14 protein-coding genes and 1 pseudogene are annotated in these 12,273 nt (G+C 30.4%); 11 read left to right on the top strand and 4 right to left on the bottom strand.

Annotated features, from left to right (window positions below):
* Nucleotides 1–24: 24 nt before the first annotated feature.
* From M2651_RS01160 to rlmH, 3 genes are all read left to right on the top strand, one after another.
* The gene (locus M2651_RS01160; RefSeq protein WP_252130489.1) at nt 25–525 is read left to right on the top strand and encodes an SEC-C metal-binding domain-containing protein; all 501 of its coding nucleotides are present in this window, start codon (nt 25–27) and stop codon (nt 523–525) included.
* A gap of 73 nt (nt 526–598) precedes the next feature.
* Complete coding sequence (locus M2651_RS01155) at nt 599–1,684, top strand: DUF3810 domain-containing protein (RefSeq protein WP_252130488.1); 1,086 nt, start codon at nt 599–601, stop codon at nt 1,682–1,684.
* 36 nt (nt 1,685–1,720) lie between these two features.
* On the top strand, nt 1,721–2,200 hold the full coding sequence (gene rlmH / locus M2651_RS01150) for a 23S rRNA (pseudouridine(1915)-N(3))-methyltransferase RlmH (RefSeq protein ID WP_252130487.1): 480 nt from the start codon (nt 1,721–1,723) through the stop codon (nt 2,198–2,200).
* A 207-nt stretch (nt 2,201–2,407) separates the two neighbouring features.
* Here the strand turns inward: rlmH and M2651_RS14390 are convergent, their stop codons facing one another.
* Nucleotides 2,408–2,701: a TetR-like C-terminal domain-containing protein gene (locus tag M2651_RS14390; RefSeq protein ID WP_350338264.1), complete on the bottom strand. Its 294-nt coding sequence runs from the start codon at nt 2,699–2,701 to the stop codon at nt 2,408–2,410.
* A 134-nt stretch (nt 2,702–2,835) separates the two neighbouring features.
* On the opposite strand from M2651_RS14390, the gene M2651_RS01145 reads away from it, so the two are divergent.
* The 4 genes from M2651_RS01145 to trhA all read left to right on the top strand — a co-directional run bounded on the left by M2651_RS01145 (nt 2,836) and on the right by trhA (nt 6,818).
* Nucleotides 2,836–3,750, top strand: coding sequence for a transposase (locus M2651_RS01145; protein WP_252130486.1), 915 nt, complete (start codon nt 2,836–2,838; stop codon nt 3,748–3,750).
* Between the two features lie 356 nt (nt 3,751–4,106).
* Entirely contained in the window at nt 4,107–4,406 is a 300-nt protein-coding gene (locus M2651_RS01140; RefSeq protein WP_252130485.1) for a hypothetical protein, read from the top strand.
* 195 nt (nt 4,407–4,601) lie between these two features.
* Nucleotides 4,602–5,915: a histidine--tRNA ligase gene (gene hisS, locus M2651_RS01135; RefSeq protein ID WP_252130484.1), complete on the top strand. Its 1,314-nt coding sequence runs from the start codon at nt 4,602–4,604 to the stop codon at nt 5,913–5,915.
* A 261-nt stretch (nt 5,916–6,176) separates the two neighbouring features.
* Entirely contained in the window at nt 6,177–6,818 is a 642-nt protein-coding gene (trhA, locus tag M2651_RS01130; protein WP_252130483.1) for a PAQR family membrane homeostasis protein TrhA, read from the top strand.
* A 32-nt stretch (nt 6,819–6,850) separates the two neighbouring features.
* Here the strand turns inward: trhA and M2651_RS01125 are convergent, their stop codons facing one another.
* Nucleotides 6,851–7,618 (bottom strand): histidinol phosphate phosphatase, encoded by a 768-nt coding sequence (locus M2651_RS01125; RefSeq protein ID WP_252130482.1) that lies wholly within the window; start codon nt 7,616–7,618, stop codon nt 6,851–6,853.
* Nucleotides 7,619–7,826: 208 nt separating this feature from the next.
* Here M2651_RS01125 and M2651_RS01120 point away from each other — a divergent pair, with 208 nt between their 5' ends.
* The 3 genes from M2651_RS01120 to M2651_RS01110 all read left to right on the top strand — a co-directional run bounded on the left by M2651_RS01120 (nt 7,827) and on the right by M2651_RS01110 (nt 10,347).
* Nucleotides 7,827–8,069: a hypothetical protein gene (locus tag M2651_RS01120; RefSeq protein WP_252130481.1), complete on the top strand. Its 243-nt coding sequence runs from the start codon at nt 7,827–7,829 to the stop codon at nt 8,067–8,069.
* A 131-nt stretch (nt 8,070–8,200) separates the two neighbouring features.
* A complete protein-coding gene (locus M2651_RS01115; protein WP_434062129.1) occupies nt 8,201–9,130 on the top strand; it encodes a M15 family metallopeptidase in 930 nt (309 codons plus the stop codon).
* Between the two features lie 107 nt (nt 9,131–9,237).
* Nucleotides 9,238–10,347 carry an amidase domain-containing protein gene (locus tag M2651_RS01110; protein ID WP_252130480.1) on the top strand — a complete coding sequence of 370 codons (1,110 nt, stop codon included), beginning with the start codon at nt 9,238–9,240 and terminating at the stop codon, nt 10,345–10,347.
* 28 nt (nt 10,348–10,375) lie between these two features.
* Here the strand turns inward: M2651_RS01110 and M2651_RS01105 are convergent, their stop codons facing one another.
* Nucleotides 10,376–10,762 carry a GtrA family protein gene (locus M2651_RS01105; RefSeq protein WP_252130479.1) on the bottom strand — a complete coding sequence of 129 codons (387 nt, stop codon included), beginning with the start codon at nt 10,760–10,762 and terminating at the stop codon, nt 10,376–10,378.
* 2 nt (nt 10,763–10,764) lie between these two features.
* On the bottom strand, nt 10,765–11,826 hold the full coding sequence (locus M2651_RS01100; protein ID WP_252130478.1) for a glycosyltransferase family 2 protein: 1,062 nt from the start codon (nt 11,824–11,826) through the stop codon (nt 10,765–10,767).
* A 136-nt stretch (nt 11,827–11,962) separates the two neighbouring features.
* On the opposite strand from M2651_RS01100, the pseudogene M2651_RS01095 reads away from it, so the two are divergent.
* Nucleotides 11,963–12,067 (top strand): annotated as a pseudogene (locus M2651_RS01095) (HAD hydrolase family protein); the annotation flags it as partial.
* Between the last annotated feature and the right edge of the window lie 206 nt (nt 12,068–12,273).

Here is a 12,273-nt window from a genome sequence, read left to right as displayed (position 1 = left end):
TATCTTACAAAGGAGATAAGAGATATGAGCCTATACAAACAATGGACAGATATGGTTGTTGATTATGTAAAAACAAGAGGGGAAGTTGCTTTCTGGAAAGAATATGGAGCAATAGAAAAAAACATATATAGTAAAGTTTTAGCTAATCATAAAAATGCGTTAAAGGGCAAAATAAGTGATTTAGCAAAAGACTTTGGAACTACCAGTCTGTTTTTTATGGGATTTTTAGACGGAATAAATGAGAGTCTTGTAGAGAGTTTAGATTTAGAAAGTTTACAAGAGGATTCCGAAATAGAATTAAATATAGACTTTGAAAAACTATATTTTAATATGCTTGATGCTAAAGCTGACTATTTATATGAGCTTCCACAATGGGATGGTATTTTCTCTAAAGAAAAGAGAAAGGAAATCCAAGTGAAATGGAGAGAAACAAAGACTATAGTAAATGAAAATAAAGTTGGAAGAAATGATCCATGTCCATGCGGTAGCGGTAAAAAGTATAAGAAGTGCTGCGGAGTTAAATAATTAATATTTAAAGAAAAGCCCATTTATATATTTATATAGATGGGCTTTGTTATAGTCATCAAAAGGAGATATTATGAATTATAAATTTAAAATAAAACTTATAATTATAATGATGGTTCCATTTACTATTATATTAAATATGATTTTTAAGCGATATCCTGCTTTTGTTGAAAAATATTATTCAAATTCAATAAATAAGGTAACCAGGCAAATCTTAAGTTTGATTACAGGAGTTTTTCATTTTTCTATTGCAGAAATTCTAGTGTTTTTTCTTTTAATTATGCTTATATATCTTTTTATAATGTTGATAATTAGCATAAGAAGTAAAAATTTTTTTAATAAGCTTGCTAATTTTGTCTCTTATATCTCTATACTATATGTGTTATTTATGCTTTTGTGGGGATTTAATTATAATAGATTATCCTTTGATAAAATTTCAGGGCTCAAAATTGAAAAATCTTCAAAGCAGCAGCTTTATATGCTTTGTAAAGATCTTATAATTAGAGCGAATTTTTTAAGAGGTACAGTTAGTGAAGATTCTAAAGGGATAATGACTATCAAGGGCGGATACAAGGATGTATTTAAGCGTGCTGAAAAGGGGTATGAAATTGCAGAAAAAATACATCCCTATTTAGGAGGAAAGTATGGACCTCCCAAAAGAATATTATTATCAGAGAAGATGTCCTATACAGGAATAACAGGAATCTATATTCCTTACACAGCTGAAGCTAATGTAAATATAAATTCAACAGACTTTATGCTACCAAGCACAGCAGCTCATGAAATGGCACATCAAAGAGGCTTTGCAAGAGAGGATGAAGCAAATTTTATTGCTTATTTAACCTGTTCCATGCATCTAGACAGAGATTTCCAATATTCAGGTGTAATGCTTGCGCTTATATATTCTATGAATGCATTAGCAGAAAATGATATAGAAGCATATAAGGAGCTTAAAGCTTTATATTCAGAAGGAGTAAAAAAGGATCTTTGCTATGATGCAGAATTCTGGGCAAAGTATGAAGGTACCACTCAGGACATTTCAAATAATATAAATAATACTTATTTAAAGTCCAATGGACAAAAAGATGGGGTACAAAGCTACGGCAGAATGGTAGATTTGCTTATTGCAGAATATAATAAAGTATTTCCTAGGCAATAATAATTATTATATAGAATATAACTTAAGGAGAACCACATGAATATTACAATAATAACAATAGGAAAACTTAAAGAAAAATATCTAAAAGACGCCATATCAGAATATACAAAACGTCTATCTCGCTACTGCAGGCTTGAGATAATTGAACTGCCTGATGAAAAAACTCCAGACAATGCTTCTGAAAAAGAAGAAATGCAGATTAAGACAAAAGAGGGAGAAGCAATTTTAAAGCATATAAAAGACAACATGTATGTAATAGCACTGGCTATAGAAGGTAAAATGCTTTCCTCTGAGGAATTGGCTGGTTTTATTAAGGAATTAGGAGTAAAGGGAGAAAGTAACATTGCCTTTATTATTGGAGGTTCCTTAGGGTTATCAAAAGAAGTTTTAAATAGAGCTGATTATAAATTGTCCTTTTCAAAAATGACTTTTCCCCATCAGCTTATGAGGGTGATACTTCTGGAGCAGGTGTATAGAGGTTTTAGGATTATTAACGGTGAACCGTACCACAAATGACGTAGACTTTTTTGGGAGAGTAATTGTTTATGATTTGTGAGAATTTCAGGGGTGTGAAAACTTCAAGGAATTTTCCAAGGTTTTCCTTGAACATGGACTTTGGCTCAGTATTTTACACCAGGATTTACATTGTGATGTAGCTTATGAAAAGCAAGGAGCAGTTTGCCTAATACAGCTGCTCCTTGTTTATTAACGACTTAAGAGATATTATGATAGGTTACTCTCTAACAACATCCCCACTTGTTTTCCTATAACATCAGGTGGATAAGGCATTCCATTTGTAAACCACCATTCCACGATCCCTACGTAAGCTGGCGCGATAAACTGAATAATAACATCTTCACTTATTCCTCGTTTTTTGCCCTCCGCTATATCCCATCCATTCTTGATATCTTCGGTGATAAACTCAAGGAACCTGCTACGGAAGAAAGGGGCTCCTTTACTGGCTAACATCGCCGAAAAGAATGAATAATTTTGTTCAAGGTATTTGAACCAGATCACATTTCCATCTAAAATAGGCCATTAGGGACAGTTCTTAAAGGGCCATTAGGGACAGTTCTTAAATATTTCATATAGAATAACAATTGTTATTTATAGTAAAAATATCAACAAAACAAACTAAGGAGTTGATATTAATGCCTAGAACAAAGCGTATTAAAAGCTATGATTCAATCTATCATGTTATGGTTAAAAGTATAAGCGATACCCCCTTGTTTAAAGATGATAACGACAAGGACAAATATCTGTTTTTTGTTAAGAAATATAGAAAAAAGTTTGGTTTTAAAGTATACGCTTACTGCCTTATGACAACTCACGGTCACTTTATAATAGATGCAAACGGCTCTGATATTTCAAAATTCATGCATGGAATAAACCAGTGCTATGCACAATATTTCAATACAAGGCATAAACGCTGCGGACATGTGTTTCAGGACAGATTTAAAAGCAAGATTGTGGATAATGAGAGGTATCTTTTTACCCTTTCTGCATACATACACAATAATCCAGTTGATATTGAAGAATACAAAACATGCCCGGAAAACTTCAAATATTCAACATTAGGCATATATCTTGGAAAGAATAAGGACACAATTGGAATAGTAGATGAAGAATTCATAATGGGATTTTTCTCAAAGAAAGTTAAGAAAGCAAGAGAGAACTACTACAAGTTTGTTTTGATATGCAATAATGAAAATAAGAAGGCATATTTTGAATTTAAAGATGAAAAGAGCGAATACAGAAGCGAGAGAACAGTACTTATAAGAGGCTATAAGCCAGAGGATATAATGGATTTTATAGCAGAGTACACAAAAACAAATAAAAAGATGCTGCATTGGAAGTACAAGAGGGAAGCAAAAGAGAGCAGGGCATTATTCGTATTTTTAATAAGGTACTACTGTGACTTAACATATAAAGATATATGTAGAATAATAGGAAGGGTTACATTATCAAGGATATCTGAACTTGAAGATATAGGCGTTGAACTTATTGAAAAAGATGAGCGGTATAAAAATATAATGGAAGATTTTTTGAAGTATAAAGCTGTATAGCTATAGTAGAAGCAAAGATAATTAAATTTTAAAAAAAGTGTAAAAGAAAAATTTGTTTTTAATATACTAAAAGTGGACAAGCAGCTTAAAAATGCGAAAAAAACATACAAAATCTTTTGCGTTTAATTTATAAAAGAAAACATAAATTAAAACACTTAATTGATTAATATACAGCTGCCAGTTATTATAATAATATACTTTATATGAAATAATTAAGAACCGTCCCTGATTTACCTAATTTCCCATATGAAATAATTAAGAACCGTCCCTAATTTCCTTACCAAGTTTTTTATGTATAAAAAATTTTTAAATAAAGAATGATAACATTAGATTTTATTTATAGAGGGAGTGATTACATGAATACTTGGAAAGGTTTGTTTACAGAAAATGAAGCAAAGGAAATTATTTATTGTATTGATACACAAATTATAAAAAATGAAAAACACAGCAATAGAGACAATTTAAAAATAGCAATAAATGAACATTTGGGCAGCAGCCCTATGAGAGATTCTATTATAAATAAAATTGAAGATTTAACTCAAGAGCAGGTTAATGAAATTATAAATGCTGCATCAGGAATAGCAAGAGAGGTATCAGTTAATAAAACCTCAATGGAAGGTTTAATACAAAATGTTTTTAATCCACAGGAAGAATAAATAGCTGACAGCCGCTAGATATTTAAGTGTTTTCTAGCGGCTGCCAGCTTTATTAAGTTTATTTTCACAAAAAGCTGATTAAATCTTAGGATTTATGCTAAAATATAGATAATAAATAAAACTATTTATTTTACTATAATAAAGTGGTAAATTATACGTATGTAATTTTTATAAGAGATAGGAGCGAAGTAACAAATGGCTAATCAAATAGTTAAACCATCAACGCTGCCAGGCTTTATAGAGTGGCTTCCAGCTGATCAGATAGCTTTTAACAAAATGATGGACACAATAAGAAAGAATTATGAAAAGTATGGTTTTATTCCTGTAGATACTCCAGTTATTGAAAAGTCTGAAGTTCTTCTTGCTAAAGGCGGCGGGGAAACTGAAAAGCAGATTTACAGATTTACTAAGGGAGATAGTGATTTATCTTTGCGTTTTGACTTAACTGTTCCTTTAGCTAGGTTTGTAGCTCAGCATATGAATGAACTTAACTTTCCTTTCAGAAGATACCAGATAGGCAAGGTTTATAGAGGGGAAAGAAATCAAAAAGGAAGATTTAGAGAGTTTTATCAATGTGATATAGACATTATAGGAAATGGAAAACTGAGTATTATAAACGATGCAGAAATTCCGAGCATTATTTATTCAACTTTTACTGATTTAGGTTTTGATTCTTTCACAATTCATATTAATAACAGAAAGGTTTTAAATGGCTTTTTTGATGCAGCGGGCGTTGAAAACAAAATGGAAACTTTAAGAATTATTGACAAGCTAGATAAAATAGGAATAGAAGCTGTAAAGAATGAACTTAAGGAATTAGGTTTAAGTGATGGTGCTATAGAAAGAATTGAACAGTTTATAAATATTTCAGGAAGCAGTGACGAAGTTTTAGAAGGTTTAAAAAACTTAAATATCCAAAATGAAGAATTTGTTTTAGGCCTTCAAGAACTTTCAAAGGTTGTTTACTATATAAGACAATTTGGAGTTCCAGATAAAAACTTTATGATAGATTTAAAAATAGCAAGAGGACTTGATTATTACACAGGAACAGTTTATGAAACAATATTAAATGATTACCCAGGCATAGGCTCAGTTTGTTCAGGAGGAAGATACGATAACTTGGCTGAATACTATACTGCGCAAAAGCTTCCTGGCGTTGGTATATCAATAGGTTTAAGCAGACTGTTTTATCAGCTTAAAGAAGCAGGCTTTTTTAAAGAAAGTACTTCTTCAACTTTGACTAAGGTTTTAGTAGTACCTATGGATGAAAATGTTTCTTACTCCATTAAAGTTTCTAATGAACTTAAAAAGGCTGGTATAATTACAGAGGTTTATTTTGAGGAAGGAAAATTTGCAAAGAAACTTAATTATGCAAATAAGCTTGGAATTCCTTATGTAATAATAATAGGTGAAGATGAAATAGCAAGCAATGTATTAACTTTAAAAAATATGTCTACTGGAGAGCAGTTAAAGCTTACTGTAGAGGAGATAATAAATAAAATAGGATAACAGATAAGTAAAGGCAGCCCTGAAAGCTGCCTTGGTATTTTTTACAAAACAATATGTAGAATATGTTGTACACATTTTGCACAATATGTTGTGGATAATTTCAAATACATATAAAAAATAAAGAATTAAAAAAAGTTTAATAATTTTTTGAAATATAGGCATGTCTTATATGGTGTTATTTTAAAATATGAGTTATAATATGTATATATTACAATGTAGTTTTTAAAACTATAATGCATAAATATGTTCAAGGAGGTTTTTATGGAAGGTAAATTTTATACTAAAGGAGAAGAAATAGCAAATGCGGTAACTCATGGAGTGGGAACTTTGCTTGCTATAGCAGCTTTAGTTTTATTAATAGTTTTTGCTGCCATTGAGGGAACAGCATGGCATGTAGTTAGTTTCTCAATTTTTGGTTCAACCTTAGTTATACTATATTTAGAATCAACTCTTTATCACAGTCTTACAAATAAGAAGGCTAAAAGACTTTTTAGAAAATTTGATCATATGTCAATTTATCTGCTGATAGCAGGAACTTATACCCCTTTTTGCCTGACAGTTCTGCGTGGCACGTTAGGATGGACTATATTTGGAATTATTTGGGCAAGCACCGTTGTTGGTATTGTTTTAAAAGCTTTCTATACAGGAAAGAAGGATGTGCTTTCAACTGTTCTTTATATAGTTATGGGTTGGATGGTAATAATTGCTATAAGAACTTTATATATAAAGATGACTTTCAGCGGCTTTTTATTTTTAGTCATTGGAGGAGTTTTGTATACTGTTGGAACTTTATTTTATGTAAAGGATAAAATAGCTTTTAACCATGGAATATGGCATTTATTTGTAATAGGAGGAAGCGTATTTCACTTCTTCTCTGTTATGAGCCTTTTAAATATAAAATAAAAGCAGGGCAGTTATTAGACTGCCCTTAAATTTTAAATATATTCTGGTTTACGATTTTTATAATAAACAGCTTTAAGACCACAACTGTCTGCCATATCCTTTGCAATATCTAATTTATACCCAATCTGCCCTTTTTGATGAGAGTCTGAGCCTAAAGTAACTATTCTGCCGCCAAGCTCATAAAATCTTTTATATATTTTTTGAACATTTCTAATGCTTTTATTACTTTCGAACCTTCTAGTATTTATTTCAAGAGCTATATTTTTTTGAACTGCTGTTTTTAGTATTTCATCTATATATTCATAAAAGTCTTCGTAAATAAGCTCACTGTCATCATACCTTGCATATCGTGAAATATAATCTATATGAGCAAGAGAATCTATAAAGGTGTAGGCATTTAAGCAGTCCAGCATGAATTTAAAATACATTTCAAAGGTTTCTTTTTTACTTCTTCCTTTATAATAATTTTCTAAATAAATATCAATTCCGTCTACTAAATGAATGGAGCCAAGCACGTAGTCAAAAGGGTATTTTTCAATAATTTTTTTACCTTCAAGAACACAGTTTGGCTGCATTCCTAATTCGATTCCAAGAAGCAGCTTATTGCTTTTATATTTTTCATACTCTTTAAAATATTCCTCAGGACTAAAAATAAAACTGTCTTTTTCAGGATAATTAATATCCATATGTTCTGTAAGTATAAGTCCAATATTTAATTCTTCAGCTTTTTCTATGGCTTCACTTATCCACATTTTTGAATCAGTTGAAAATTCTGTATGAATATGACTATCAAATAACATCAAACCCCTCCTCCGTTTTATAATTTTATATACATATTATTATACACTATTTTAAATATATTTTTTAACTTACAAAAATTTTATAAGTTTCTTTAATAATGCACCAAATATCATAAGTGTGAATAATATATATCAAAAATATATAGGAGGCATAAAGATTGATAATTTTTATGTTCTCTTAAGAAACACAGGAGAGGAGGGAAATATAATGCCTAATTACTACAATGGAAGATACTATGATTATTCTTATGATACAGAAAATCAGTACTATGGAAGGTCAAACTATTACGGTAATAATTTAAACAATTATTTACTAGGAGTTGGATTAGCTCCTTTGCTGGGAATAAATCCTATTTTAGGACTTGGCTTAGGTTTTCTTTTAGGAAATAGACGTGACAATACTAATATTATAAACATTAATACTAGAAGAAATTGGGATGATATATGTTAAAAATGTACAAGCTTAAAAAATTTTAATTAAAGTTTAAACTCATCCAGAGTTCTGGGTGAGTTTTTTTACATAGTTATTTTATTTTTGGTCAGTATATAAAGTGAAAATATACTATAGCAGGTGAAATAATTATGCGAAAAATTATTATTATAACAATTATCGTTTTATCATTTATTACAAATCAATATAATGCTGAAGCTTTTTATAAAAATGCTCCTGTAGAGGAAGCAGCAGCACTTAATTATGTTAATACTATGAAAAGAGATTTGTTATGCCTTATGTTAGGTTATCCTGAATATGCAGTAGATGTAAAGCGTGAAGATAATGGCAATGTATATTTAATTATGAAATCAGGAAAAAAAATACTTTACGATGATAAAAAAAATAAAACTTTTGAGCAAAAGTTAAATAATCCAGATCTTCAGGATATGATGGAGCAGATTTATCCTCTTAAACCTGTTACGGATTTAATGGAGAAAGACTTTGATCCAGGCCGCATAAGAGTTTATGAACTTTTAAGAGAGGTTTACGGAGGTTCTAAGCAGGCAGTAGAAAAAAATCTTGTTAACGTATCTTATATAAACTGCAGATTTAATGGTAATAATAAAGCAGCGGAATCGCTTAAAAATGTTATGAAAGAGCTTGTACCTCTTGCTAAACAAAAAAGAGATATAGGTGTTTGTGTTTATCCTTTAAGTGGAACGTATAACTATAGAACTATTGCAGGAACAGGAAGGCTAAGTCCTCATGCATTTGGTAATACTATAGACCTTGCCAGAGATAAAAGGGATTATTGGAGATGGACATCACCAGAACAGGGAAGAAAAAGACTTTTATCTTATCCGAAAGATATAGTAGAAATTTTTGAGAAAAATAATTTTGTTTGGGGAGGAAAATGGAATCATTTTGATATTCTTCATTTTGAATATAGACCAGAAATTATTTTAAAAGCTAAGTTTTTTGGAGATAATAACAATAATAATAAATGGTACAGCGGTGCACCTATTGAAGAACTTTCTGTAAAGTCAATTATTGAAAAAATCGATAAAGCTTTTAATTAATTGGTTAAACAATATAATATTGGACGAAATTCACAGGTCAGTTTTATTTAAACTAGGGAATAATAAAAATATGTAAATCTATTTCTCAAAGTAGAGGAGTGCTGTATATGACCTTTTCCATCAAAAGAAAAGTTAAAGTAAGCTTTATAAAACTGACTGCGATAGTTATTGCATTATTATTAATAAATATGTATGAAATTAATGTTTTAGCTGAAGGTAATAATGAAAAGGAAGAGGTTACAAAAGCTATAGAACATATCTTTCAAGCTAGAAATAATGCAATTTTAAGTCAGGATTTAGAAATGATTGAATCTATTTATGATACGAATACTAAATATGGAACTTGGGCTTTTGAATATGAACAAAGAAAAGTAAAGTATCTTCATAACTGGGCAGAAAAGCAGGGAGTTAAGTTTAAAGAGATAAATCCTAAAGTAGTTGTTAGAAGAATTACAGGGGGGAATGGCAAATATTCAGTAAATTTATTGTGTTCTACGGAATATAAATATGTCTATGAAAACCAACAAGAGATAAATAGTTCCAGGATTGGAACCTATCATAATATGAATCTTGAGAATAAAGATGGATTATGGATAATTACAAAAGAGTGGTATACAGATCCTTTTGCGGATTCTTTAAACCTAGATAACATAAAGGCTGATGATATAAAGCAGTATATTTTATCTCAGCCAGCAAGAGATTTTCCAAACCTAAATGAAAGAAGAATAAAGGCTGTGGAGTATGCAGAAAAATACTGCGGAGCTGCTAGCGAGGAGCAATATGGCTTTAAATATAATAAAAAATACAGAGATTATAACCCTCAAGGTGGGGATTGTGCAAATTTTGCTTCGCAGATTCTTTTTGAGGGAGGAAAATTTAGAAAAACTGGAGCTTGGAACTATGATGGAAAAGGAGCTACAGGGCCTTGGGTAAATGCAGATAAATTTACACATTATATGGTAGGCAGCGGAAGAGCTTCAGTAATTGCATATGGAAGTTATGAAAAAGTATATAAAGCTTCCTACAAACTTCTGCCAGGAGATTTTGTAGCTTATGAAAAAAAAGGTGATATTACTCATATTTCAACAGTAACAGGAGCAGATTCAAGAGGATATTCTTTAGTAACTTGTCATAACACAGATAGAAACAAGGTTCCCTGGGACCTAGGTTGGAGCAATAAAAAGATAAAATTCTGGTTAGTAAGAGTTCACTACTAAAAAGCATGGGAAACCATGCTTTTTAGTATTAACTTTCTATTTTTAGTTTTTTAAATACTAAAACTCTGCTTCCTATATAATTTGAAGCAGTAGAGAAAACCGTAGCAAAAATCTGAGCAATAAAGCTGTCTATATACAACTTATCAATTAATATGTACATAGCAAACAAATTTATTAATAAGGATATTCCGTTTATAGCAGCAAACTTGATAAATTGAGACAATATATTATTATCGCTGTCTTCAAAGGTCCACTTTTTATTTAATATATAACTATTAAACATGCCGCAGATGTATCCACAAGCTGAACTTATAAAATAATTGACTGCCAGGATTTTATTTAGTATATAAAAAACTAATAGAGAAATTAAGGTATTAATACCGCCTACTATTAAAAACTTAAGTAGTTTAATCATTTTTATTTAACACCATATTCTTTATCTTTATTTAATTCTCTGCTTATTAAATATAGACGGCCGCTTATGGTTTTATCCAGATGTATTTTTCTATTAAAAGAATATAAAGGTTTTTCTAGTTCTTTATCCATATTTAATTCTTTATCGATTATGTAAAGAGGCCTTCCTTTGCTTTCGTCGTAAATTCTAGAAACATATTCTCCAATTATTCCGATAGAAAGCAGTTGAATTCCGCCAATAAAAGTAATAACAGTTAAAATTAATGACCAACGTAAAGAAACTGCATCTTCTATGCTTGAGGTAAAGCTTATAAAATAGTATACAAGCATAGCTAAAGCAAAAAAGATTATAGCAGAACCTAAATATTCAACAAATTTTAAAGGTTTTGAGGAGAAAGAAAAAATTCCATCTAAAGCAAACTTTAGCATCTTTTTAAAAGGGTATTTTGTTTCTCCTGCAAAACGCTCTTTTCGTTCATATTCAAGAGGAATCTGCTTAAAGCCTATCCAGCTGGACATACCTCTTAAAAACCTGTTGTGCTCAGGCATTTTCTTTAGAGCTTCTATTACTTTTCTATCTATAAGTCTGAAATCTCCAGTATCAAGAGGTATTTTTATATTACACAGCTTATCAAAGAGTCTGTAAAATAATTTGGCAGTAGCAAGCTTAAAAAATCTTTCTCCTTCACGCTTTTTTCTTTTTCCGTATACTACATCGTAACCTTGCTGCCAAAGCCTGATCATTTCAGGTATAAGTTCTGGAGGATCCTGAAGGTCAGCATCAATAATAACTGCTGCATCACCTTTAGCTTTGTCAATACCTGCGGTAACAGCAATTTGATGTCCAAAGTTTCTTGAAAAGCTGATAACTTTAACATGCATATCTTTTTTAGATATTTCTTCTAAAAGCTCAAGGGTTTTATCAGTACTGCCGTCATTTACAAATATAAGCTCGTAGTTAAGGCTGTTTTCTATAGCTACAGCTGTAAGTCTTCTGTAGCATTCTTCTACAACTTTTTCTTCAAAGTACATAGGCACTACTATTGATATTAATTTTGAGTTCATAGTCTCACTCCTATATTAAGTTATATGCCATATATTATTTTTACCCAAATTATGAGCTTTATTCCAAGAGTTAATTAAAGCTTTAGTGTAAAAATGAATATTCCATTGAGTATATGGGTTTAAATTTTTTTTGAGATATAAAAAGGAAGAAATGATTGCTTTTGGCGATGGACACAATGATATCTCAATGATTAAATATGCTGGTATCGGTGTAGCTATGGAAAATAAGTATTTAGATATAGCTATTTATATATAGTTAAACTTAATGAGTTAAAGCATATTGACAGTAAGACGGAAATTATTTAGAATTAAATATGATAGTTCACTTTAAGTTGGTCCTGTGAGGCCAGAAAGGGGAGTAATAAAATGAATATGTTTTTTTGTGCTGAAAATTATTCCAATGTAAAGATAAACAGCGTTTTTCACATATTTAAAGGATAGCAAAGA

It is taken from the genome of Clostridium caldaquaticum (genome assembly GCF_023806125.1).
Classification (GTDB): Bacteria; Bacillota; Clostridia; order Clostridiales; family Clostridiaceae; genus Clostridium_AT; species Clostridium_AT caldaquaticum.
The sequence above is the reverse complement of the archived record's forward strand: the minus strand, read 5'-3'. Positions and strand labels throughout refer to the sequence as shown.